Source organism: Brucella tritici (assembly GCF_008932295.1).
GTDB classification, from domain to species: domain Bacteria; phylum Pseudomonadota; class Alphaproteobacteria; order Rhizobiales; family Rhizobiaceae; genus Brucella; species Brucella tritici.
Genome location: NZ_WBWA01000001.1, coordinates 342,917 through 367,490, shown reverse-complemented (window position 1 = coordinate 367,490; position 24,574 = coordinate 342,917). Strand labels below are relative to the sequence as shown.

Here is a 24,574-nt window from a genome sequence, read left to right as displayed (position 1 = left end):
AAATGTCAATGGTCTTGACATTTGATGGCAGCCTATCTTAACGTGGCGACAGTGGGAGGAATTTATGAGCGAACAGCCAGTGTTTCGCATTGAGGGCGTGCGCAAATCCTTTGGGCCGGTGACGGTCTTGCAAGGTGTTGACCTCGACCTCAAAGCAGGCGCAGTGACGGTTTTGATGGGTGCCAACGGCGCCGGAAAATCGACGCTCGTGCGCATCCTCTCCGGTGTCTATACAAAGGGCGCCGGTACCATCACGCTGGCAGATGCTGCCTTTGATCCAGCAACGCCTGCCGAGGCGATCCGGGCTGGCGTCGTCACTGTGCACCAGAACATCAATGATGGTGTCGTTGCCGATCTGGATGTGGCGACCAATCTCACGCTCGACCGGTTGAACGGGCGTGGAGCGCGGTTGTTTTTCAATCCGCGCCGGGTACGTCGTGAAGCGGCGGCGGTCGCCTCGCGCATGGGGCTTGCCATCGACCTCTCGGCCAATATCAATGACCTGACGCTTGCGGATCGCCAGATGGTGGCGATTGCGCGCGCCATGGCGCATGAACCGAAAGTGCTGATCCTCGACGAACCAACATCGTCGCTTTCCAGTGCTGAGGCGGATCGTCTGTTCGACCTTGTTGATCGGTTGAAGGCACGGGGCGTCGCCATTCTCTATATCTCGCACCGCATGTCGGATATTCGCCGCCTTGCCGACAGCATCGTGTCGCTGCGCGATGGTCGCATCACCGGTCGCTTCGAGGGGCCGGTACTCGATTACGAGGGTGCGGTCAATGCCATGCTGGGGCGCAAGGTGTCGGCTGGCGCCGTTGCCGTGCGCGACGCAAGTCGCCCGGTCTTCAGCGTGCGGGGCCTCAAACTTTCCGAACAGACGCGACCCTTCGATTTCGATCTCGGCGATGGCGAGATCGTCGCCGTCACGGGTCTTGTTGGCGTCGGCAAAACGGCGCTTGCGGAAACACTGTTTGGCGCGCGCGCCCCGGAAGCGGGCGAAATGACGTTGGATGGTGTGAACTACGCACCGAAGACGACTGGTCACGCGATAGCCAGAGGCGTTTTCCTTGTCGCCAAGGACCGTGCGATCAGCGGCATCGTACCGGATTTCAACATCTACGAGAATATCAGCTTGCCATTCTTACGTCGGCTTTCGACTTTCGGCATTTCAAGCCGACGAGCGGAGAAGGCAACGGCGCGCCAGCAGATTTCGTCGCTCGGTGTCGTCTGTCGTAGCGAGCGCGACGAGATGCAGACATTGTCGGGCGGAAACCAGCAGAAAGTCATGGTTGGTCGCTGGCTCTCCGAGCCATCGCGACTGCTCATCCTCGATGAGCCCTTCCAGGGTGTTGATATCGCTGCTCGTCGCGACATAGGTGAGAAACTGCGCGCTTCTGCGTCAGGGCGCACCACAATTCTTTTCCTGACGGAACTCGATGAAGCCTTCGAAGTCGCCGACCGCATCCTCGTGATGTCGGAACACACTATCGTGGGCGAGCACCGCAATGTCGACATCGATGTCGAGCGGCTGCTCTCCGAGATTGCCGGACAATCCCATCAACAGGTCAGTGCATGATGATAAGTGAAGAGAGCAAATCCGCCGCCACCGGTGCAGTCCCGCCTGCGGCCCTGAATATCCGGGAAACCGCGATCAAATATGGCTTCCTCGTGCTGCTTGCTGGCATGGTGCTCTATTTCTCGGCTGTGACCGGCGGTTTCGCTTCGCCCCAGAGCGCGGTCTTTATCCTGCAATCCGTGTCGATCACCGGCATTCTTGCACTTGGTGTCACCGCGACGCTCGTGGTCGGTGGCTTTGATCTTTCCATTGGCTCCGTCGCAACGACTGCCATGATGGCTTCGTCCTATGTGATGGTGGTCATGGGTGGGGACGCCCTGACGGCGACACTCGTCTGCCTTGCCGTCGGTGTGCTCGTCGGTTTGGTCAATGGGATCATCATCGTCTATATGCGCGTGCCAGATCTTCTGGCGACGCTTGGAATGATGTTCCTGTTGCTCGGCCTGCAGCGTATCCCGACCGAAGGACGCTCGATTGCAACGGGCATGACGCTCCCCAACGGCTCGACCGCGACCGGCGCCTTCAGCTCGGCCTTTCTGGCGCTCGGTCGCCATCGCTTCGATTTCATCCTGCCCAATCTGGTGCCTGTTTCGGTGGTCGTGCTGATCGTGCTGGCCATCGTCATCTGGTTCTTCCTGGAATATACCCGTTTCGGTCGGATGATGTACGCTGTCGGCTCCAACGAGCGCGCGGCAAGCCTCGCTGGCGCGCCGGTCAATGCCTACAAGATCTCGGCCTATATCATCTCCGGCGTCTTCGCCTCAATCGGCGGTATTCTGCTTGCTGCCCGTCTCGGGCGCGGGGATATCGCATCAGGCAATAATCTGCTGCTCGATGCCGTTGCCGCAGCGCTCATTGGTTTTGCGGTGCTTGGTGCTGCCAAGCCGAATGCGTTCGGCACCGCCGTCGGCGCGCTCTTCGTCGGCATCCTTTTGCAGGGCCTGACGATGATGAACGCGCCTTACTACACCCAGGATTTTGTCAAGGGCGCCGTGCTCGTTATCGCCCTGATTTTCACCTTTGCGCTCTCGAAAAGAGGCAAACGCTGAGGCGGGAACCTTCAGCGGGCTACCAATATTGATCAGTGGAGGAGACTGACATGAATTTCACGCGTAGAACTCTGGGCAAGTTGACGCTCGGGCTGATGGCTGCGGCAACATTTGCCGCACCATCCCTTGCGGCCGATATGCCGAAGCCTTTCGATAAACCGGGTGAGGTGAAGATCGCACTCGTACGCTATCTGTCGACCGGCGACTTCTTCCAGTCATACCTTGCGGGCGTTGAGGCACAGGCCAAGGCGCTGGGTGTTCAGCTTCAGGTGTTCGATAGCCGTCAGGACGCGGCCTTGCAGGCCGATATGGTCGATCAGGCTATCGCGCTTGGTGTGCAGGGCATCATCATCCAGCACGGTCTGACGGAATCCATGAAGGAAGCCGCCAAGCGTGCGGTCGACGCGGGCATCAAGGTGGTCGCATTCGATGTGAACGTTGAGAACGAGAAGATTCCGCAAGTCGAACAGTCTGATCATGACCTCGCTCGCTTGGCGCTCGAACAGGCGATCAAGGACAATGGCGAGAGCTTCAAGGCTGGTTACGTCTATGTCGCAGGCATCGCGCCGCTCGACCGTCGTGACGAGAAATGGAAAGAGTTCAAGACGAAATATTCCGGCATCAAGGAAGCTGCCCAGTTCGGCACGATGGATAATCCCATCGCCAATTCGGTTGCCAATCAGGCACGCTCGGTGATCTCCGCCAACCCCGACATCACGGTGATGTTTGCACCTTATGACGAATTCGCCAAGGGCGTGAAGATCGCAGTTGACGAAGCTGGCATGTCTTCCGACGTGAAAATTTATTCGGCGGATATCTCGACCTCGGACATCGCCGCCATGCGTGAATCCGGCTCTGCATGGGTTGCGACGGCAGCGACCAACCCGGCTGTGGTCGGTCAGGTGTCTGTGCGTTCGCTCGCCATGCTGCTGGCCGGTGAAAATCCGGGCAAGCAGGTCATCGTGCCGCCGACGCTGATTACGCAGAAAGATCTCAACGATCAGGACATCAAGAATATGGAAGAGCTCGGCACGAAACTGCCGCAGTTCGCCCATGCCGATGTTGCCATGCCTGCATGGATGCCGAAGCCCTGATTTAGAGCACTTCTAGCAAAGGTGCGAAGCGGCTCTGCGTAGGATAATGCGTCGAAACAACTGCTCTAGGCATGACGGAATGAAGAAGGGGCGGTCCAATGGACCGCCCCTTTCTGTATGTCTGGAAGGCTGAAGCAGTTGTCTGCACCAGCCCGAAAGATCAACGCATGGCTGCTGCGATATTGCCGCCATCGACGGTGGTCACATCGGCCGTCGTGCGTTCTGCAAGCGCATGGTGCACGAAGGCACGGGCGACATCGTCAGCCGTCACTTCAAGGCCAAGCAGGTTGCCGCCCATATAGTCTTTTACGGAGAGGCCGCGAGCCGCAGCCCGATTGGCAATCATTTCGTCGTTTAGCAGCCCGGAACGGATACGATCCGCATTGACGGCATTGACGCGGATGTTGTCGGCACCGTGTTCCAGCGCGTATTGGCGCGACAGGAAGAGCGTTGCCGCTTTCGGCAGGCCGTAGGCACCGAATTTCGCACCCGGATTGACGGCTTGCTTGGAGGCATTGAACAGCAGCACGCCGCCTGTTTTCTGTGCCTTCATGATGCGCACGGCATTTTGTGCGACGGTCTGATGAGCGAAGAAATTGAGCTCGAAGCTCTTGCGCAGCAGCGTGTCGTCCATCGTGGCAATAGCGCTTTCCCAGGCTGCGCCAGCATTTGACACCACAATATCGACGCCGCCAAATGTTGCGACTGCCTTGTCAAAGGCAGCTCGTACAGATGCGGGATCGGTGATGTCGCAGGCGATGCCGATGGAACTGTTTCCAGCAGCCTTCGCAACCGCCGCAGCCTTCTCGCCATCGAGATCGAGCGCAACGACATGAGCGCCCTCGGCTGCAAAGGCCTTGACGACGGCAGCACCGATGGCCCCCGCACCGCCAGTGACGACAGCGACCTGCCCAGTGAACGGTTTCGGCTTGGCACCCGCGAGCTTTGCCTGTTCGAGCGACCAATATTCGAGATCGAACAGATCGGGACGGCTGACCGGCTCAAAACGTCCAACGGATTCGGCATCGCGTGCTGCTTCGATCCACATCTCGCCGACATCGACGGCGATGGTCGCATCCTTGAAGGTTCGGCCATGGCCAAACATGCCGAGACCGGGCACCAGCGTCAGGCGCGGCATGGGGTCGAGCATGGTGCGCTTGACGTCGTCGCGCGCATCATTGCTGCGGAAATATTCGGTGTAATCGGCGACAAAGGTTGCAACGTGCTGGTCGATCACCGCGCGGTAACCGGCCAGATCGTCCGTGGTCGGTGCAGGCAACACCATTGGACCGGTCTTGATGCGGATTGAAAGATCGGGCGTGGAGACACCGCGCGCCGCCATGTCCGCTACCTCGCGGGCATTGACGAAATCGAGAATGGCGGGAGATGCGCGAAATACGCTGACCATGCGGTCATAGCGGCCTTCTCCCTTGTCGACGGCAACTGCGCCGCGCAGCATGGAGGTGATATCGCCGGCGCTTGCCAGTGAGGCGGGCAGGACAATGGGCGTGAACGGATTACGACCGTGGTTCCTGACGTGATCCTCCGCGACCGTGACATAGTGGATCATGCGGCCATAGGCTGCTTTCGCAGTGTCGCCGAAGGTGAAGATACCGTGTTTGTCGAGGATCAGGCACTCAACCGTCGGGTCCTGTTCGAACACTTCGGCTGCTGCCTTGGCAAGTGCGAAGCCGGGCATGATATAGGGTACAAAGCCCATTTTCTTGCCGAAGAGTTCCGTGCTCATCTTCTGGCTCTCGGCCTGATCTGCAATGGCGAGAATAGCCGTCGAATGCGTGTGGTCGATGAATTTGTGTGGGAGGAAGGCATGCAGCAGTGCTTCCACCGAAGGGTTCGGAGCTGCTGGATCTATGAGATTGGCGCGCAGCAGCGTCACCATGTCCTCGTCCGAAAGCTTGTCGAGTTTGCGGCTCTTGAGGAGAGCGTCGATTTTCACAGCGGGCAGGCCTGCTGGTTCGATAGTACCCATGTCCCAGCCGCTGCCTTTGACGCAGAGCACTGCATGAGTGTCGCCGACGAGATCTGTCACCTCGGTTTTTACCGACGTGTTGCCGCCGCCATGCAGCACCAGTCGCGGTTCGCCGCCTAGAAGCCGCGTCGTATAGGTACGCAGCGCCAGATCACGATTGATGCCTTTCGCGGCGTATTCGGCGACGACCTGTTCCGCTTCGTCATCGCGCCAGAGATTTTCCATGGTATTCAGCCTCCCGATAAACCGGCCCGTCCGGCATCGGCGGACCTAAACTTTACAGGCTCAAGCCTTGCTTGAACCGTCTTTGCCGCGCCCATCCTTGTTCCAGCGGGCCAAAAGCCGACGCGCCATGGAGGTCGTAATGACGAGATGGGAAGCAAAGCCGCCCTTCAATGCCGCCACCAGCGGCTCGAACTTGTTGTCTTCCTGCACGACAAGCATGCGCTTCTTGATGGCGCGAATGGAATCGAGATCGGCAGAAATGCAGCGCCTGTTGTGGGTGCAATCCAGCCATTGGCCATCGCGGTCAATCAACTGACCGGCAATGACCCCGGCAGCACCCTTTTCGCCCATGGCGTGCATGTCTGCGGCTGAAAGCGCGCCGCATTTGACGAGATGGCTGTCATCCTCGATACCGCCGACGGAATAGAGCGCGAGATTGCAGTCCGAAATCGTAGCGAGCTGTTCCTTGATAACCGGCTCGCCACGCAGTTCGTCGGCAAGGCGCTCGGACGAAAGTACGAGCGGCGCGTAGAAGTTGATGCCTTCCGCATTGAGACGGCGGGCGATTTCCGTGGTGCACTGGTCTGGCCGGTAGGAATAGGGTGCGCCGAGATTGCCGCACAACTGAACAACGGTAACGCCGCTCAGATCTGCAAAGGGCATAACGTCGGCAATATGATAGACGGTGCGGCCCCAGGCGACGCCGACCCGATCCCCCTTGTTGAGGAGCTCAAGGAAAACAGATGCTGCGACGACCGGCATTTCAGCAGCCGGGTCCATTGCCTGACGATCTTCCGGCACTAGCCAGACAGTGTTCAGGCCTGTCGCGTCTTCCAGTTCACGCGCCAGCACATCGTCTGAGAACAGTTCCGAGGAGGTTGAGATCGTGACGATCCCCATTTCGCGGGCCTTGCGCAGATACATCGCAATCGAGGCGCGAGAGATTTCGAGCCGCTGGGCTACTTCGTCCTGGCGCAGTCCATGCGTGTAATAGAGCCAGGCGGCCTTGTGGATGATCTGGTCATTCGGTCGGACAGGCATTGCGGTTCTTTCGTTGGCTGCGCTGACATTAGTCATCGATACTGACAAAAGTCAACGCTTCGGCGTTGGCGAACGCAAAAAGAACTTAAAAGGGAAGATCGGCTCGACGAGCGAGCGGTCATCAAGGCGGTTTCAGATAAGCGCTTTGAAGCCGCTTCTCCAGTCCCGTTCGCAGTTCGCTGTCGTGCAATCAGTTCCAGTGACCGTGACAAGGGCTGATTAGGCGGTGTCTGCGTTCGTAGTTCTCCCAATCTCAAAAGTTTTCCATTGACATGCACAATCAGTCAGATGCATAAAGTGCATCATGTTGCATGATACGCAACGCGATGCACTGAGAGTAGCGATATTTACGAATTGCGCCGGGTTGAGCACAATTCAAATGAGGAGTTCCATGACTAGCACAGCGCTTCCACGCAATCGCCGTTTCAAGTTGACCGAGACGCGCCGCGTTCTCTCTCGCGAAATGATCTCCGACGCTGGCAATCTTGCATTTCCTATGGCTGTCGATGCGAATATCTCCGAGCCGGTTGAATCGACCCAGATGCCAGGAACCTATCGGTATCCGCTCGAAGCTGTGGCGGACAAGGCGCGAGAACTGGTGGCGTGCGGAGTGCCGGCTGTTTACCTCATCGGCATTCCGAAGCACCGCGACGGCAAGGGGAGCGATGCCTTTTCGGCAAATGGCGTCATCGTTCAGGCCGCCAAGCGGATGAAGGATGCGGTTGGCGACAGGCTGGTCATCATCGGCGACAGCTATATGGGTTACTTTACCGATCACATGATCGGCGGCGTGCTGGATTCCGACAATCGCATTCTCGACAAGGAAACGCTCGATTCAGTTGCCAGGACCGCAGTTGCCTGGGGCAAGGCTGGCGTGGATATCCTGTGTTGCTCGACGATGGTGGATGGCCGCGTCGGCGCGGCGCGCGAAGCGCTCGATGCTGAGAATCTGGACGATATGCTGCTGATGTCATCGATCAAGTACAATTCGGCTTTCTTCAAGGCCGGTACGGGAACGACGGCAACGGGCGCTAGTTACGGCTTTGACAAAAAGGTGTTTTACCTTGAGCCGCATAACGCCAAGGATGCGCTGCGCATCATGGAAGCCGACGTGGCTCAGGGTGCGGAAATGATCAACATAAAGCCCGCCATTCCATATATGGATCTGGTGCGTATGGCGGCAGACCGTTATGAACTGCCGGTTTCTGCCTATTCGATCAGTGGCGACTACGCCATGATCCATTTTGGTGCCAACGGTGCGCAGATGGATGAGATGGAATGCGCGATGGAATTGTTCACCTGCCTGCGTCGTGCTGGTGCCGATATGGTCATTACCTATTGGGCACCACGACTGGCACAGATGATGAACCGGAAATAAGAAACACTCACGCATCAACGGGAGGGCTCATCGTGAAAAACTCTGTTTTCACTCCAGATTTTGTGGACCGGTCCTATTGGCTGACTTCGCTGCCGCAGATGGGCTCTTCCGCTGAACCGCTGCCTGCTCGGATTGATGTCCTGATCGTTGGCGCAGGCTTGACCGGACTGACTGCCGGGCATGATTTGTCGCGCAGCGGGCGTCGAGTCGTCGTTCTGGATTCCGGGGAGCCCGGTGAAGGAGCCAGTTCGCGTAATGCAGGCATGCTTGGTCGTAACACCAAACATTCCTTTTTAGGCTTGTCGAAAAGCGCGGGGCAGGACGTGGCAATCCGCTATTTCCGTGATCTGCACCGCGTGTTCCTGTCATCTGTCGAGCGCATCGAAGCTGAAAAGATCAGCTGCAATTATCAGCAGAACGGACGCGTTGTCGTTGCCCACACGCAACAGCAATTTAATGGGCTTCGCGCTGAGTATGAGGCGCGGGCCGAGTATCTTGGTGAAAAGATCAGCATACTGGATGAGGGTGTCCAGAGCGAAGTCGGTTCAAAAAGCTTCATCGGCGGTGTGTATGTTCACGACAACGGTGCGGTGCATCCAGGCCAATATACACGCGCGTTCATTGCACGCGCCAGGGCTGCCGGGGCTTCGATCATTGGTAAAACAGTCGTACAGTCGATCCGGAGAGAAAAAGAGGGCTTTCTGGTAGAGACGTCGAATGGCATGGTGCGGGCGCGTGATGTGCTTCTATGTTCCAATGGCTATACCGCAAGCCTGATCCCATGGATTGCCCGCCGTCTCATTCAGATTGAGAGCTATATCGTTGCGACCGAACCTCTTCCTACCGATGTTGTGCAAAGTGTGTTTCCGCGCAACCGCACCTATATAGACTCCACGCGCCGTCCGATGTCGATGCGCCTGTCGTCTGACGGTATGCGCATTGTGTTCGGCGCACGTACCGGCGAGCCAAAGAACCAGCCCATTCGCGAAACCGCTCGTCTGATCTATGACGATCTGACGACGACGTTCCCACAATTGCGAGGCTATCGCCTGACGAATGCCTGGGGTGGACGTTGCGGCGTCACATGGGATCACTTCCCGCATGTCGGTCAGCATGAGGGTATGCACTATGCGCTTGGTTATAATTTTTCCGGCCTGGCGATGGCGCCTTATCTTGGTGAAATTCTTGCCAAGCAGGTTCTCGGGGCAGCGCCCGATACTGATTTTCAGACGCGCAGTTTCCCAAGCGTACTCATGCCCGCCCGTGCTTTCGATGCCGCAGTGACCAGGCGGGTGATCCGCTATTACGGCTGGCGCGACCACGCTTCAATGCGTCCCGCTTCGTGATTTCGAAAGATTGAACATGTCGAATGATATCCTTTCCCGGGACTTCCGCGAAACTCCCTTCTGGAGCGACGGAATGGTCACTGTTGCGGCGCCAGAACTCCCGCGCCGGGTTGATGTTGCCATCGTTGGCGCTGGTCTGACCGGCCTGTCGGCGGCGCACCGGTTGGCTTCGGCAGGTCGTGACGTGGTCGTGCTGGATGCTGCAGAGCCGGGCATGGCTGCCAGTTCACGCAATGCCGGAATGCTGGGCAAGGCCGGTCGCCAATCTTTATTGTTGCTTTCCAGGGCGGTCGGCGAGGAGAAGGCTGTTGCTTTCTTTCAGGAACAGAACGCAATCTTTCAGGAAAGCGTTTCACGTATCAAGGATGAGCAGCTTGACTGCGATTTTCGTATGTCCGGGCGCTTCATTGGCGCGCTGAGCCAGAAGCATTATGACGGATTGGCGAGGGAATATGAGGCTCGCGGAAAGCTGCTGGGCGAAGACTACCAACTGGTGCCGGGCAGTGCAGCCGGTGAGATGGCTTCCGAGTGCTATTTTGGCGGGGTTGTCGTGCGGGAGAATGCGGCGCTTAATCCGGCTAAATATACCCGTGCAATGCTGGAACGCGCGCAGCGCGCGGGCGCTCGGATTATTGGCCATGCACGTGTAGGTGGCCTGGAACGTAAAGGTAGTGACTGGACTGTTCATGTTGGTCGGCAATCGATCGTTGCGCGCGATGTGCTCATTGCTACCAACGGCTATTCGGACGATCTGGTGCCGTGGCTTAACCGGCGGCTGCTGCCAATCAATGCCTATATGGTGGCAACGGAAGAGCTGCCACAGGGGCTGGCGCGGGAAATCCTGCCGCATAATCGCACCTATATCGATAATACGCGCGCCACGCGCTACATGCAGCTTTCAGCCGATGGCAAACGGTTGCTCTATGGCGCCAAAACCGGCAGGCGTCCAATTTTCGGATTGAAGCGCCTTGCCCGGGAGATCCATCGCGACATGAGGGCGTTTCTGCCACTTCTGCGGGATGTCAAGCTGACCCATGCCTGGACCGGGAGATGCGCAGCCACATGGGATTTCTATCCACATCTTGGAACGCATGAAGGATTGCATTACGCCCTGGGCTATTGCTTCGGAGGGCTTTTGTTCGCGCCTTATCTGGGCCGTAAGGCTGCGGAACGCATTTTGCAGAGCGACGATCAGGCAACAGCCTATGCACGGGACTTTCCGGAAGTGCCTTTGCAGGCGCGTATCATGAAGCGTTATACCACTCCGATTGCTGCGCGCTACTACGCATGGGCAGACCGACCACAGCCGAAAAGCTAGCCATTTTTGCGCGACGTGTTGTATATAGCGAAACACGTTGCAGCAAGAGAAGGAATTCAATCATGAAGGTTGCGGAAAATGTCGTTGAAGTCCTGAAACTGCTCATGCGGTCTGACGGCGAGGTTTCCGTTTCCGAAGTGGCTCGGCATCTGGGGTTGAACCGAAGCACCGCATCGCGTTTGCTGGCGTCTCTGCGTAAGGAGGGGCTTCTTTTACAGGACAGCCGCAGTGCCAAATATCAGCTTGGGGTGCTGGCGATTCAACTTGGCGCATTCGCACAGCAGAGTTTCAATTATTTCGATTGGGTTCACTCCTGCCTGCCGGAACTGGTTGAGGATGCAAAGCGGACAGCTTGTATCGGGCTTCTCGACGGAGCAGAACTTGTTATTGCCGATAGCCATCGTCATCGGGACAATGCCGTGAACCTCTCATTTGACATAGGTGCGCGTATTCCGGCGGACATCAGCTCGCTCGGCAAGGTGTTGCTCGCGCGCAAGTCGCAACCGGAATTGACTGAGTTGCTGAAAGACAGTCCCAACAAGGACAAGTTTTTGCCGAAAGTGGAAAAGATTCGCCACGAGGGGTTTGCCATGTCCCGTAATGAATTGGCGCATGGCGTTGTCTCTTATGCGGTATGCCTGACAGGGGACCCACGACTGGAAATAGCGGTCGGGATCGCGATGTTGTCTTCGCCGGAAACGCAGGAAGACGAAGGCAGGGTCAAAAAAGCGCTTCTTAATTTCAAAACACGTATGGAAGCGCGACCGGGACGATGAGGTTTTGGCTGCTCCGTCCACGCAGGTGAGGCCGGGCAGTCACGTCCGTTCAGATCGGGCAATCAACACAAAATGAGCAGATGGAAAAGCGGCGGGACAGTAGCCGGGTTGCTTGACACAAATAACCATCATGATGCAATATATGCATCATGATGTGATATACGCAACAAAAGAAAGATATGCGCGAGACGCAATTTCGCGCAAAAAAAGAGGAGGAGGAACAAATGAAGCATCTGTTTGCGCGCTTATGGGTGCCCGTGCTGGCCGGGCTTTTGATGATTGCGGCTTCGGCAATGCCGACCAAGGCGCAGGAATCTGTCTGGCAGCGTATCAATGAAACCAAAACCGTACGCCTAGGCGTAGCTCCATATGCACCGTTCTCCTACAAGGATGCACTCGGGAAGGGGGATGTCGGCGTCAAACAGGGCAGCGATACCTGGCGCGGCGTGGCTGTGATCATAGGCCAGCGCATTGCCGATTCACTCGGCGCAAAAGTAGAGATCGTCGAATTGTCGTGGTCCGGTGCAATTGCCGCGATCCAGACCGGGCAGGTTGATCTTTTCTTTGGGCTTGATGGCACCCCGCAGCGTGCCGCTGCAGTCGAGTTCATTCATACGCCGGTTTATAAATACGGCGTCGTATTCTTCGGGCGCGACGATCTGCCTGCCAATAGCTGGTCTGATCTGAACAAGTCTGAAGTGAAACTTGGGATCGTGAATGGTACCAATTTTGATTCCATGCTGCAGGAACATGCACCGAATGCGAGCGTGCAGCGTTTCCCTTCGACCTCTGAAGTCATGGCTGCTTTTCAGACCGGTCAGATCGACGGGACGATAGCGACGCCGTCCAATGCCGATGCGGCGCGTGCAAAAATGCGCAAGGGACAGGTGAAGCTTCTGGATGGCCCGGCAATCTATCTGCCTATTCTGGCGGCCATCCCGCCACAGCAAGATCAGCGCTGGCGCGATTTTCTCGAAACCGCCTTCGCCTACATGACGGACTCCGGTGAAACCAAGAAAATCTATCAGGCTGAAATCGCTGCAAGCGGCGTAAAGCCTGAAGACGTGACGGTCAACTTCATCCAGTAGTCCCTCCGCAGATACCGCACGCGGCTGGAAATAATATAGTCAAGCACCCGAGTACCTCTATGTATGAATGGAACTTTGAACCCGTCCTGCGTCAAAAGGGTCTGTTGATCGAAGGCGTACTCGGTACCTTGCAACTGTCCGCAAGCGCTCTGGCGATTGCTATCCCTTTTGGCCTCGTACTTGCGCTCATGCGTCTGTCCAAAAATGGGGTGGTTGCACGCACAGGCACAGCCGCTGTCTACATCCTGCGCTCATCGGCGCTGATGGTCATGATCTTCTGGACCTATTTCGCGCTGCCAGCCATCATCGGTCATCCAATATCACCGTTCGTCGCCGCAACGCTGGCGCTTGGAATTCAGAACTCGGGCTATTTTGCGGAACTGTTTCGAGGCGGCATCATTTCGATACCGCCCGGCCAGTATGAGGCTGCCGGAAGCCTTGGCATGACGCGGGGACAAGCCATGCGCTGGATCATCCTGCCGCAGGCCGTACGCCGCATGTTGCCCGTGTTTCTTCTCACCACGATCGATCTCGTCAAAGCCACATCGCTTGCAGCTGCAATTACCTTTCAGGATCTCACCTTTCAGGCGACGCGCATTGCAGCTGAAACCTATCGGCCCCTGGAAACCTTCGCCGTTGTTGCAGCCATCTATTTTGTCCTTTTCTCGGCCGCTTCATCTCTCACCTATTATGTCGAACGGCGTTTAGCCGTTTCGGATCGCTGATCGGGAGCGGTTTGATGAGCGAATATTTCGATATCCAGATACTGCTGAACTATCACGAACTGTTCTGGCGCGGTCTGCTCAACACCTTGTTGCTAACGATGACCACGATGGCCGCAGGGCTGACAGGTGGCTTGCTGGTTGGACTGGCAAAGACATCCAGGTCCCGTTGGTTGCGCTATCCCGCAACCATCTATGTCGGGATGATCCGCAATACACCGATCCTGATCCAGTTGTTCTTCTTCCAGGCATTTGCGCCCATTCTGCTTGGCGTGCAGAATAACCCGTTCTTCGTGGCGATTGCATCATTTGCGATCTACAACATCGCCTATTGCGCCGACATTTACCGCAGTGGTTTGCAGTCCATTCATGTCGGTCAATACGAGGCCGCGCGCGCCCTCGGCATGCGGCGCATGCAGCAGTTGATCTATATCGTGATCCCGCAGGCATTCCGCCGCATGGTGCCAGCCTTCACCAACCGCGCAATCGAGATTGCCAAGCTTACTACCGTGGCATCTGCTGTCGCATATGGCGATCTGCTCTATTACGCCAAGCTGGTCGCCGATACCGAATATCGCCCCATCGAAACCTTCACGATCGTGGCGCTCATTTTCATCATCGTCATCGTCCCCTTCAGTGTCCTTGCAAAAAGCCTTGAGGACAGACTTCATACAGCGAGGTAACAGTCCCATGACGGAAGTTCTCCGCGTCGAAGGACTTAGCAAAAGCTTTGGTCCTCTGCAGGTTCTCAAATCCATCGACCTCACCGTTAATGAAGGTGAGACCGTCGTTCTGCTCGGCTCCAGCGGTTCGGGCAAGAGTACGCTGCTGCGTTGTCTCAATCTCCTGGAAGTTCCCGGTGCAGGCCGCGTCTGGCTCAACGGCACGCAGGTTGGAGCGGCTGCATCCGGCGCCATTCAGTATCGGGAAAAGGATCTGACTGCTATCCGCACGAAAGTGGGCATGGTGTTTCAGCAGTTCAACCTGTTTCCCCATCTGACGGTGGCTGAAAATATCGCTATCGCCCCTATAAAGGTCAAAGGCGTTAGCAAGGAAAAGGCGCGCGAACGTGCGCTCGAGGAACTGGCGCGAGTAGGCATCGCCGATAAAGCAGACGTTTATCCGTCGCGCCTGTCGGGCGGCCAGCAGCAGCGTGTTGCCATTGCCCGGTCTTTGGCGATGGATCCACAGGTCATGCTGTTCGACGAAGCCACCTCAGCCCTTGATCCGGAGCTGGTGGGCGAGGTGCTGGAAGTGATGCGTTCGCTGAGCCGGGATCGCGTAACCATGGTCATCGTTACGCACGAGCTGGGCTTTGCCTATCACGTCGCAGATCGCGTCGTGTTCCTGCATCAGGGGTTGATCCATGAACAGGGCACGCCAGCCGAAGTTTTGATGGCACCCAAACAGGAGCGCACGCGTGAATTTCTACGCGGGCATGACAAATTCCGTCTGCCGGAACCTCTGCGGGCTTGAGGAAACCAACGTGAAGCTACACCATTCAGGCTTGTCGCCTTTTGTACGCAAAGTCACCATTCTGGCAGGCTTTCTGCGTATTTCGAAGAAGATCGAACTGGTTGCCGGCAAGGGCAATCTGATGCTGCGTGACCCGGAGTTCCGCAAGCTCAACCCGTCCGGCCAGATTCCCATGCTGGTGACCGACGAGGGGGAAGCGCTCTTCGACAGTCCGGTGATCTGCGAGTATCTGAACGATTTTGCCAAAGGCAAGCTGATCGGTCGCGGTGACGAACGCTGGCGTAACCTGCGCGATCAGGCGCTGGGTGACTCCATGTGCGACGCTGCACTACAATTACGCTACGAGATCGGCCTGCGCCCCAGTGAACTGCAATGGCAGCAATGGCGGAATGCATGGGCATCGAAAATTATCGATACTCTGACATGGCTCGAAACGCGGCCCGATCATCTCAGTGGACGTCATGATATAGGCGCTATTTCTATCTTCGTGCCCCTTGCTTTTATCGACAATCGTATTCCAGAATTGAGCTGGCGGGGCGACTTTCCAAAAGTTGCAGCATGGTTCGATGCGTTTTCGGCATTGCCGCAAGTCGCAGCGACCAATCCTTATTGATCCAGTCGCGTCTTCGCTGACACAACAGTGAGTAGAGCCATGTCGAACACACCTCCCAACGACGATCCTTATCTGATCGGTGCTGAAGCGCTTGTGCACACCCTGATCGCCGGGGATGTGACCACCTGCTTTGCCAATCCGGGAACGAGCGAGATGCATTTCGTATCGGCGCTTGACCGTATTCCGGGCATTCGTTGCGTGCTGGGCTTGCAGGAAAACGTTGTGACGGGCATGGCCGACGGATATTTCCGCGTCACCGGAAAACCGGCATCGACATTGCTGCATTGCGGCCCTGGGCTCGCCAACGGTATTGCCAATCTGCACAATGCACGTCGCGCGGGTGCAGGTATCGTCAATATCGTCGGCGATCATGCTGTCCCGCATGTCGCTTTCGACAGTCCGCTGACGGCCGATGTGGTTTCGCTGGCTGAAACCTGCTCTGACTGGGTTGCCTATTCCGCCTCACCGGCAAGCATAGGTGCGGATGCGGCACGTGCGATTCAGGCTGCGCGCGCTGATAACGGCCATGTCGCTTCGTTAATCCTGCCTGCCGATGTTTCATGGAATGAGGGCGGCAAGGTGGGTGGTATCCTGCCTGATATCGAGCCGCAGAGCCCATCGCCCTTGCAGATTGATCGCGCTGTCGCGGCGTGCCGCAGTGGCGGGCGCGTCGTGATGGTTCTTGGAAGTGCGGCACTTGGGGTTGAGGCGCAGCCGCTGCTGGCGGGTTTGCAGCAGGCAGGTATCGATTTGCGGATAAGCCAGCTTGCCGGGCTGGTTCCTGTCGGGCGCGGGCGGATGGCAATCCCGCGCGTGCCTTATGTTGTCGATGTTGCGCTGGAAGCGCTCGCTCCCTATGACCACGTCATTCTGGTCAATTGCCCGCCGCCGACTGCTTTCTTCCTCTATCCGGGACGTCCCAGCCGTGTCACCCGGACCGATGCCGAAGTATTTCACCTTTCGCGTCCCGAGCAGGATGCCATTGCTGCGTTGCAGGCTCTGGCCAGCAGACTGGAAATCGAACCGTGCAGCCCGCCGGTGGTTGCGCGCCCGTTTACAGAGGTCGAAGGCCGCATCACGTCTGATGGCCTGGCGGAAATTGTTTGTTCCCTGATGCCGGAAAATGCGATCATCTCCGATGAATCCCTGACGCAGGGTGCGGGCTTTCCGTCTCGCATCGCCAGCATGGCCCCTTGTCAATGGATGACGATGGTGGGCGGAGCCATTGGCGGCGGGTTGCCGATGGCAACTGGTGCTGCGATTGGTGCAGCCGAAAACGGCGAGAGTGAACGGCGAATTGTATCACTTCAGGCAGACGGCTCTGCCGCCTATACGATGCAATCTCTGTGGACGCAGGCGCGTGAAAATCTGCCCTGTACAACCGTACTTCTGAACAATCGGAAATATGAAATCCTGCTGGGCGAATATGCCAAGGTTGGCGCCAATCCGGGCGAGACGGCGCATTCCATGCTATCGCTGGACAAGCCTGCCATCGACTGGGCCGGCCTTGCACAATCCTTTGGCGTTATGGCGAAAACCGTCACCACGCTTGAAGAATTGCGCGATGCCTTTGAAGAAGCAATCGCGCATGACGGCCCGTATCTCATCAACGCGATGATGGGCTGAGCTACCCGGAACAGTGAGCACAAAAAATGCCTTTGATCGATCGGCTGGCCGTAATAGGCTACTGCCGCTGAAAACTTTCATTCTTTGCAATCAGTCTTGAAAACCGGATGGGACCGCTCCCCGATGACCAAAGATTATCCGTGGCGTGGCGTTCTCAACGACGAGCTTCACTCGCGTCCATCGATTTATTTCGATGCTCCGGCGGTGGTCTGGCACGAAGCTTTTTTCGTCGGCAATGAGGCCACACATGCTCCCGATACTCTTTTAAAGCTTGGTTTGACGAATACGAGCGACGGCAAAAGTGGCATTGCGCAAACGACGAGCGGTCGCATCAAGTGGGAAATTCACGCCGAGTTTGTATCGCTTACCTATGTCATTCAATGGAGCGGCGACTACAATGCCATTCCGCTCAGAGAAGAAATCTGGATCAAGCTCGTCAATGAAATGCCGGGACAGCGCATCAATTCCATTGAAATTGTCGTTGGTCTCGCGGGTACGCATGATGCGAAGCTTATGCTCGGTGCGGAGACGGATACGGATGTTGCGGTTTCTGCCATAGGCAATTGCGATGCTGAAATCTGGTCAACGTTCCGATTCAACGAGGCCAACGCGACGCGCTTCGTCCTGCTCAACCATAATCTCAATGCATTCCGGACCGGACGTATGGCTCGGCGATTGCTTGAAATCGAAGATTACCGACTTATGGCGCTGATCAGCCTGCCACTGGCGCAGGACACTTTCACGCGCTGTTCCGTGTTCGAGACCCGGTTGCAAACAATCGTTGATGCGCTTGGCAAAGAAGCCCACCAGCAGGAACGTCTTCTCAAGGATTTGGCACAGCTTGCCAGCGAAATTCTCGACGTATCGGTCAATACGGGTGAGCGCTTCAGTGCAACTGCAGCCTATTCAGAACTCGTGTTTGCGCGGCTTGCCGAATTGCGTGAACAGCACGTCGACGGTTATCAGAGGCTCGGCGTATTCATCGAGCGTCGTTTCCGCCCCGCTATCAGGTTTTGCGCGCAAGCCAGCAAACGCATCGAAAACTCGGCAACCCGTGTCTCGCGCGCCAGCGATTTGTTGCGGACATCGGTTCAGGTTGAACTGGAACAGCAAAACCTGCAATTGCTGGAATCGATGGAAAGGCGCGTGCAGGTGCAGACCAAGCTGCAAGAAGCAGTCGAGGGGTTCTCAATCGTCGCCATCAGCTATTACGCCATCGGTCTCTACAAGACGCTTCTGGAAAGCCTCGGCCATGTTGAGGCGATCTCCGGCATGAAGACATTCCTGACATTGGCAGGCTTCCCGGTCATCATTCTTGCCGTGTGGTACCTTGTGCGCCGGGCAAAAAAACTAACCCATCTCTGATGAGGGAACAGTTTTCGTTGCAGGTTGGATATCGTTTGGCGGAAGTTTGACTTCGAAGTAAGCATAGATGAGCGGTTGCTTAAGCCTGGAAACTCACATTTTGCCGAGATGGAGCGAGCATGACCACAGACGGTATTTCTTCACTTCCCGTTTCGCAGTCTGTTGTCGGAAAACTGACGAGAGCTGCAATCTTTCTGGTCGTGACGATCAATGAAGGCGCCGAAGCAGAGCGGACGGTGCGGGGATTGTGCGCGGACCTTTCAAGCCTAGTGCGAGGAGTTGGCTTTCGGCGGTTGAACGGACAGCTTTCCTGCGTAACCGGTTTTGGGTCAGAAGCGTGGGATAGGCTCTTTGGATCACCAAAGCCAAAGGAACTGCATGCATTTCGCGAAATCCGCGGTGTCCATAACGCTGTATCGACACCGGGTGATATTCTTTTTCACATACGCGCAGACAGTATGGACCAGTGTTTTGAACTGGCCACCCATATCATATCACGGCTTTCGGGGCATGTTGCGGTAGTCGATGAGGTGCACGGCTTCAAATTCTTCGATGATCGCGATCTTCTGGGGTTTGTTGACGGTACGGAAAACCCTGTGGATCAGGCCGCCCTGTCCGCGACTCTCATCGGCAATGAGGATGCGGGATTTTCCGGCTGTAGCTACGTGATCGTCCAGAAGTATCTTCATGACCTCGATAGCTGGAACAAAGTCTCAGTTGAGGAACAGGAGAATATAATAGGCCGACACAAGCTTTCCGACATTGAGCAACGCGATGAGCAAAAGAAACCTTACGCGCACAATGTTCTGACGAACATTGAAGAGAATGGAGAGCAGCTGCAAATTGTGCGTGACAACATGCCTTTTGGCGAGATTGGAAAAGGCGAGTTCGGAACGTATTTTATCGGTTTCGCCCGCTCGCCGTCACGTATCGAAAAAATGCTGGAGAATATGTTCATTGGCAACCCGCCTGGAACCTATGACCATATTCTCGATTTCAGTCGTGCAGTAACGGGCTCTCTGTTCTTCGTTCCTACAGTGAGCTTTCTTGATGATGTTTCCGAGGATACGAATAGGATAGAAGACGGAGCGGCCTCTATGAAACCGGCCGTCTGACCACGCCACTTTCGCAGCCCTGATCCAGATCGTTTGCGCCGCAAAGGAAATACCGTGGCGCGGCAGGCTAAAGGTGAAAAGACAATCGAGAAAAAGCCTCGTATGGGGCGTTTTATTCTAAAGCAATTCAAAAATCGCGGGGAACGATCAGTTCCGTCGGTATCATTTCGGGCAGGTTGTTCGTTTGAACTGGCTCGTCCAGAAGCTCAAAGGCGCGTTCGATCATTGCCTGAACATTTTGCCGGACCATCACAACCGGGAAGTGGAGAACTTCGATGAAGGGGTCCCAGTCAAAACATCCGATGGAGCACTCCCGAACCTCATCAACCGGTAGTGTCTTGAGAAAACTGACGACGCCCTCAAACGGGCTCGTCGAATTGACGAACAATGCCTCTGGCAACCCATTTAATTTGTTATAAATATCGCGGATCGTCATCGCGGCGGTATTGGGACCATATCCATTCGTGATGATAGCGTTGGGGTGAACGGGGATGTTCAGCGCAGCCAGCTCATCCTGATATCCACGCACACGTGCACGCGTGTTGTGGTCACTATCCACGCCACCGATGAAGTAGAAGCTGTTTTCCTTTCGATGTGACCTGCGACTGGCAATCTGTCGCGTCAGCACGCGGGCGCCTTCATAGTTATCACTGATTACGGATGCGCCGTGCTTCCCGGGAAGATCCACATTTATATGTTTCAGATGAGCCCTTTCACAGAGTTCGGCGACACTGTCCGGATCGGTTGCGCCCGCGATCAGTAAGGCGTCGACATTGTGGGCAATCAATGTTTCCACAGTGCCGCGTTCCTGTTGCGGGTCGCGTAATGTGCTGGCTACGACGGGGATAAGATTCCGTGAGCGTGCTACCGTCTCAAACGATGCGGCCATGGAGCTGAAATATCGGTTGTCCAGCATCGGCAAGATCATGCCGATCATACCGGAATTGGATATTCGCAATCCGCGTGCCTGAAGGTTGGTAGTATAGCCAAGTTCACCTGCTATTACTCGAATTCGTTCGGCTGTTGTTTTAGTAATTCTTCGATTTTCCCAAGATCCATTCATAACCGAAGCAACGGTTGATGCAGATACACCAGCTCGCTCCGATATATCGTAGATGGTTACTTTCCGGGGGCTGCTCATCAGGCCTGCTTTTCGTCTGGGTTGGGTCACGATCTTAGCGGTGCGATAGTGTTCGCTGCAAGTAGGGGAAGACATAATCCGATTTATTCCTCTGTCATTTTTCCCCTTGACCAGATGCCAGATGTTGAGCGATGGTTATGCTGCACTATCGATGGTGCAACATGATTGTATGCCGAGAGGAGCGGTGCACACATGCTGAAGCCAGAAAAAAGGCTTCCCTTCATGCGTAACAAGCCCTGCCAGCATTGCTCGATTTGATTGGTGCGCCGCAAAACAATGCGGCGCCGGAATACCGGAATTCCAGGGAACTGGAGGTCGCTATAGGGAGAACATATGGGGTGGAGTAGCGAGATAAAGTTTGTCTGCAAGATTACGTAAAATACAAAATTGAAAACCCAATGGGAGTGAGACATGAAGAATATGTTTGGTAAGGCAGCTTTTGCTGCGGTGGTGTTATCGTCGTTCGCTGGCAATGCGCAGGCGGAAGTGAAGGATGCAGTGGTCGGCTTTTTGATGCCAGACCAGGCATCGACGCGCTATGAGGAGCGCGATTATCCGGGCTTCGCCGCCGAGATGAAGAAAATCTGTGAAAGCTGCAAGGTGCTTTATCTCAATGCTGATGGCGATGCGAGCAAGCAGCAGCAGCAGTTCAACTCGGTCATTTCGCAAGGTGCGAAAGTGATCGTGCTCGACGCGGTCGATACCGCAGCGGCAGCATCGCTGGTCAAACTCGCCCAGTCGCAGGATATCAAGGTCATTGCCTATGACCGCCCGATCCCGGATGCGACCTCTGATTTCTACGTGTCGTTCGACAATGAAGCCATCGGCAAGTCGATTGCGGAATCGCTGGTAAAGCACCTGAAGGACAAGGGCGTCGCGGGTGACAAGGGCGGCGTTCTGCAGATCAACGGTTCGCCGACCGATGCTGCAGCAGGCCTCATCAAGAACGGTATTCACGCAGGTCTGAAGGACAGCGGTTACAAGACGCTTGCCGAATATGATACGCCTGAATGGGCACCAAGCAAGGCTCAGCAGTGGGCAAGCGGCCAGATCACCCGCTTCAATGACCAGATCGTCGGCGTTGTGGCTGCCAATGACGGCACCGCAGGCGGTGCCATTGCAGCCATGAAGGCGGCTGGCATCGATCCGCTTCCGCCGGTCACGGGCAATGATGCGACGATTGCAGCACTTCAGCTCATCATTTCGGGCGATCAGTACAACACGATCAACAAGCCGTCTGAAATTGTTGCTGCAGAAGCCGCACGCGTCGCGGGCCAGCTTCTGAACGGTGAAACCCCGAAGGCCGAAGCCACGCTTTACAACACGCCGTCGAAGCTTTTCGTTCCGGTGGTCGTGACGGCTGAAAACCTCAAGGCTGAAATCATCGACAAGAACATTGTTCCCGCCGCCACGCTCTGCGTGGACCGTTATGCCGAAGGCTGCAAGAAGCTCGGCATCACCAACTAAATAGCGATACGCCCGGCCGGTTATCCGGCCGGGCAATTCGATGCGCAATGGCGTATCCTGCTATATGCCAGGGAAAGTGAGATCATGTCCCAAGATCACAAAGCCGCTGCGTCGTCGCAGCAGCCAGTGCTGCGCCTAAGCGGCATATCCAAGAATTTCGGCGCCGTTTCAGCGCTGACAGATATCGATCTGGAAGTCTTTCCGGGCGAAGTTGTCGCTCTTGTCGGCGATAACGGCGCGGGAAAGTCTACCCTGATCAAGACGCTGGCTGGCGTCCATCAGCCGACATCCGGCAGTATCGAATTCAATGGCGAAAAGGTTGTGCTTTCGTCGCCGGGCGTTGCGCTCGATCTCGGCATTGCGACGGTCTTTCAGGATCTGGCGCTTTGCGAGAATCTCGACGTTGTTGCCAATATTTTCCTTGGCCGCGAAATGAGCCCCTATCGCCTTGACGAAGTGTCCATGGAGATCAAGGCGTGGAAGCTTCTGAACGAGCTTTCCGCTCGTATCCCGAGCGTACGCGAGCCGGTCGCGTCCCTGTCGGGTGGTCAGCGCCAGACGGTTGCGATCTCGCGTTCGCTCCTGCTCGATCCCAAGCTCATCATGCTCGATGAACCGACGGCCGCACTTGGCGTTGCACAGACGGCCGAGGTTCTCGACCTTATCGAGCGTGTCCGCGACCGTGGGCTCGGTGTCTTGATGATTAGCCATAATATGGAAGACGTGCGTGCCGTCGCGGACCGCATTGTCGTGCTGCGGCTTGGCCGCAATAATGGTGTTCTCTATCCGGATTCCTCGAATGAAGAACTGGTCGCAGCCATTACCGGGGCAAGCAGCAATTCCGTTTCCCGCCGTGCCGAACGGCGTCAGGCACAGCATGAAACCGGTCAGGTCCATGATCGGGGAGAAGCATAATGAATCAGGCAACCGGAAATACCCCTCTTGATCGACAGGATACACGCGTGCGCCATGACGAAGGCGTTTCAGGTGCGCTGCGCAATTTCTTCGACCGTGTTCGTTCGGGCGATCTTGGATCGCTGCCGGTTATTGTCGGTCTTGTTATCATCTGGACCGTTTTCCAGACGTTGAACCCGGTTTTTCTGTCGAGCAACAATCTCGTTAACCTGCTGTTCGATTGTTCGACTATTGGCGTGATTTCGCTCGGTATTGTCTGCATCCTGATGCTGGGTGAAATCGACCTCTCTGTCGGTTCGGTTAGCGGTCTGGCTTCAGCCATCGTCGGTGTGCTTTGGGTCAATCATGGCTGGCCCGTCGGCTTTGCGATGCTGGCGGCGCTGTGCAGCGGCGCGTTGATCGGCCTGCTTTACGCATTTCTCTATAATCGTTTCAGCATGCCAAGCTTCGTTTCCACGCTGGCTGGTCTGTTGGCGGCGCTTGGCCTTCAGCTTTATCTGCTGGGCAATACCGGCTCGATCAACCTGCCTTATGGTTCCTGGCTCGTGAGTTTCGGCCAGCTTCTGGTTATGCCGCGTCCGCTATCCTATGCGTTGGTGCTGATTGCCGGGCTTGCGATCTTTTTCACCGGGTTCCGCTCTGCGCAGCGCCGTCGTGAAGCCGGTCTGTCAGCGCCGTCGTCGGTCGGGATCGCGCTCAAGGCCATCGTCATCACGGTCATTGTTGGCGGTGCCGTGTTTTATCTCAACCAGTCGCGCGGTGTGCCGTGGATGTTCGGCCTGTTCGTGGCGCTGGTAATCGCGATGAACTACGCACTCACCCGCACCCAGTGGGGGCGGGCCATGCAGGCGGTCGGCGGCAACCGTGAAGCCGCACGCCGCGCCGGTATCAATGTGAAATTCATCTATATGTCGGCTTTCATGACCTGTTCGGTTCTGGCCGCCGCAGGTGGCATTCTGGCTGCGGCGCGTCTTGCTTCCTCCAGCCAGCAGGCAGGCACTGGCGACGTCAATCTAAACGCGATTGCAGCAGCGGTCATCGGCGGCACTAGCCTCTTTGGCGGACGTGGCAACGCCTGGTCGGCTCTGCTTGGCATTATCGTCATCCAGTCGATTGCCAGCGGTTTGACGCTGCTAGATCTCTCATCTTCGCTTCGCTACATGATTACCGGCGCAGTGCTCGCCATCGCCGTTATTGTCGACTCCCTTGCCCGCCGCTCGCGCCAGTCGCACGGTCGCGCTTAAACCTGT

General features: G+C 56.4%; 21 protein-coding genes. 18 read left to right on the top strand and 3 right to left on the bottom strand.

Annotated features, from left to right (window positions below):
* Positions 1 to 64: 64 nt before the first annotated feature.
* From F9K91_RS01625 to F9K91_RS01615, 3 genes are read left to right on the top strand one after another with little or no spacing between them, the layout of a single operon-like run.
* Positions 65 to 1,579 (top strand): sugar ABC transporter ATP-binding protein, encoded by a 1,515-nt coding sequence (locus tag F9K91_RS01625; RefSeq protein WP_151651299.1) that lies wholly within the window; start codon positions 65 to 67, stop codon positions 1,577 to 1,579.
* The gene (locus F9K91_RS01620; protein WP_208852674.1) at positions 1,579 to 2,628 is read left to right on the top strand and encodes an ABC transporter permease; all 1,050 of its coding nucleotides are present in this window, start codon (positions 1,579 to 1,581) and stop codon (positions 2,626 to 2,628) included. Before F9K91_RS01625 ends, F9K91_RS01620 begins: the two co-directional genes overlap by 1 nt.
* A gap of 50 nt (positions 2,629 to 2,678) precedes the next feature.
* Complete coding sequence (locus tag F9K91_RS01615) at positions 2,679 to 3,722, top strand: substrate-binding domain-containing protein (RefSeq protein ID WP_151677024.1); 1,044 nt, start codon at positions 2,679 to 2,681, stop codon at positions 3,720 to 3,722.
* A gap of 160 nt (positions 3,723 to 3,882) precedes the next feature.
* On the opposite strand, the gene F9K91_RS01610 is transcribed toward F9K91_RS01615, so the two are convergent.
* The gene (locus tag F9K91_RS01610) at positions 3,883 to 5,937 is read right to left on the bottom strand and encodes a bifunctional aldolase/short-chain dehydrogenase (protein ID WP_151677023.1); all 2,055 of its coding nucleotides are present in this window, start codon (positions 5,935 to 5,937) and stop codon (positions 3,883 to 3,885) included.
* Positions 5,938 to 5,997: 60 nt separating this feature from the next.
* Positions 5,998 to 6,978 carry a sugar-binding transcriptional regulator gene (locus tag F9K91_RS01605; RefSeq protein WP_151556325.1) on the bottom strand — a complete coding sequence of 327 codons (981 nt, stop codon included), beginning with the start codon at positions 6,976 to 6,978 and terminating at the stop codon, positions 5,998 to 6,000.
* A gap of 391 nt (positions 6,979 to 7,369) precedes the next feature.
* On the opposite strand from F9K91_RS01605, the gene F9K91_RS01600 reads away from it, so the two are divergent.
* The 12 genes from F9K91_RS01600 to F9K91_RS01545 all read left to right on the top strand — a co-directional run bounded on the left by F9K91_RS01600 (position 7,370) and on the right by F9K91_RS01545 (position 19,801).
* On the top strand, positions 7,370 to 8,356 hold the full coding sequence (locus tag F9K91_RS01600; protein ID WP_167522147.1) for a hypothetical protein: 987 nt from the start codon (positions 7,370 to 7,372) through the stop codon (positions 8,354 to 8,356).
* Positions 8,357 to 8,388: 32 nt separating this feature from the next.
* The gene (locus F9K91_RS01595; RefSeq protein ID WP_167522146.1) at positions 8,389 to 9,702 is read left to right on the top strand and encodes an NAD(P)/FAD-dependent oxidoreductase; all 1,314 of its coding nucleotides are present in this window, start codon (positions 8,389 to 8,391) and stop codon (positions 9,700 to 9,702) included.
* A 16-nt stretch (positions 9,703 to 9,718) separates the two neighbouring features.
* Positions 9,719 to 11,020, top strand: coding sequence for an NAD(P)/FAD-dependent oxidoreductase (locus tag F9K91_RS01590; protein WP_151677020.1), 1,302 nt, complete (start codon positions 9,719 to 9,721; stop codon positions 11,018 to 11,020).
* A 62-nt stretch (positions 11,021 to 11,082) separates the two neighbouring features.
* A complete protein-coding gene (locus tag F9K91_RS01585; protein WP_167522145.1) occupies positions 11,083 to 11,796 on the top strand; it encodes an IclR family transcriptional regulator in 714 nt (237 codons plus the stop codon).
* 224 nt (positions 11,797 to 12,020) lie between these two features.
* The gene (locus tag F9K91_RS01580; RefSeq protein WP_167522144.1) at positions 12,021 to 12,884 is read left to right on the top strand and encodes a transporter substrate-binding domain-containing protein; all 864 of its coding nucleotides are present in this window, start codon (positions 12,021 to 12,023) and stop codon (positions 12,882 to 12,884) included.
* A 59-nt stretch (positions 12,885 to 12,943) separates the two neighbouring features.
* Positions 12,944 to 13,609 carry an amino acid ABC transporter permease gene (locus F9K91_RS01575; protein WP_151556331.1) on the top strand — a complete coding sequence of 222 codons (666 nt, stop codon included), beginning with the start codon at positions 12,944 to 12,946 and terminating at the stop codon, positions 13,607 to 13,609.
* A 14-nt stretch (positions 13,610 to 13,623) separates the two neighbouring features.
* Positions 13,624 to 14,289 (top strand): amino acid ABC transporter permease, encoded by a 666-nt coding sequence (locus tag F9K91_RS01570; protein WP_151651291.1) that lies wholly within the window; start codon positions 13,624 to 13,626, stop codon positions 14,287 to 14,289.
* A gap of 7 nt (positions 14,290 to 14,296) precedes the next feature.
* The gene (locus F9K91_RS01565) at positions 14,297 to 15,082 is read left to right on the top strand and encodes an amino acid ABC transporter ATP-binding protein (RefSeq protein WP_151677018.1); all 786 of its coding nucleotides are present in this window, start codon (positions 14,297 to 14,299) and stop codon (positions 15,080 to 15,082) included.
* Between the two features lie 10 nt (positions 15,083 to 15,092).
* Positions 15,093 to 15,695 (top strand): glutathione S-transferase family protein, encoded by a 603-nt coding sequence (locus tag F9K91_RS01560; protein WP_151644802.1) that lies wholly within the window; start codon positions 15,093 to 15,095, stop codon positions 15,693 to 15,695.
* Between the two features lie 39 nt (positions 15,696 to 15,734).
* The gene (locus tag F9K91_RS01555) at positions 15,735 to 17,321 is read left to right on the top strand and encodes an acetolactate synthase large subunit (protein ID WP_151677017.1); all 1,587 of its coding nucleotides are present in this window, start codon (positions 15,735 to 15,737) and stop codon (positions 17,319 to 17,321) included.
* Positions 17,322 to 17,444: 123 nt separating this feature from the next.
* Complete coding sequence (locus F9K91_RS01550; RefSeq protein ID WP_151677016.1) at positions 17,445 to 18,686, top strand: DUF3422 domain-containing protein; 1,242 nt, start codon at positions 17,445 to 17,447, stop codon at positions 18,684 to 18,686.
* Positions 18,687 to 18,805: 119 nt separating this feature from the next.
* Positions 18,806 to 19,801, top strand: coding sequence for a Dyp-type peroxidase (locus F9K91_RS01545; protein WP_151677015.1), 996 nt, complete (start codon positions 18,806 to 18,808; stop codon positions 19,799 to 19,801).
* Between the two features lie 127 nt (positions 19,802 to 19,928).
* Here F9K91_RS01545 and F9K91_RS01540 read toward each other — a convergent pair whose 3' ends face one another.
* Complete coding sequence (locus tag F9K91_RS01540; RefSeq protein ID WP_151677014.1) at positions 19,929 to 20,942, bottom strand: LacI family DNA-binding transcriptional regulator; 1,014 nt, start codon at positions 20,940 to 20,942, stop codon at positions 19,929 to 19,931.
* Positions 20,943 to 21,362: 420 nt separating this feature from the next.
* Here F9K91_RS01540 and F9K91_RS01535 point away from each other — a divergent pair, with 420 nt between their 5' ends.
* From F9K91_RS01535 to F9K91_RS01525, 3 genes are all read left to right on the top strand, one after another.
* Positions 21,363 to 22,409, top strand: a complete 1,047-nt coding sequence (locus tag F9K91_RS01535; RefSeq protein WP_235912730.1) for an ABC transporter substrate-binding protein — start codon at positions 21,363 to 21,365, stop codon at positions 22,407 to 22,409.
* Between the two features lie 84 nt (positions 22,410 to 22,493).
* Positions 22,494 to 23,324 carry an ATP-binding cassette domain-containing protein gene (locus tag F9K91_RS01530; RefSeq protein WP_151677013.1) on the top strand — a complete coding sequence of 277 codons (831 nt, stop codon included), beginning with the start codon at positions 22,494 to 22,496 and terminating at the stop codon, positions 23,322 to 23,324.
* Complete coding sequence (locus tag F9K91_RS01525) at positions 23,324 to 24,568, top strand: sugar ABC transporter permease (RefSeq protein WP_061346779.1); 1,245 nt, start codon at positions 23,324 to 23,326, stop codon at positions 24,566 to 24,568. The genes F9K91_RS01530 and F9K91_RS01525 overlap by 1 nt, the downstream gene beginning before the upstream one ends.
* Positions 24,569 to 24,574 lie beyond the last annotated feature (6 nt).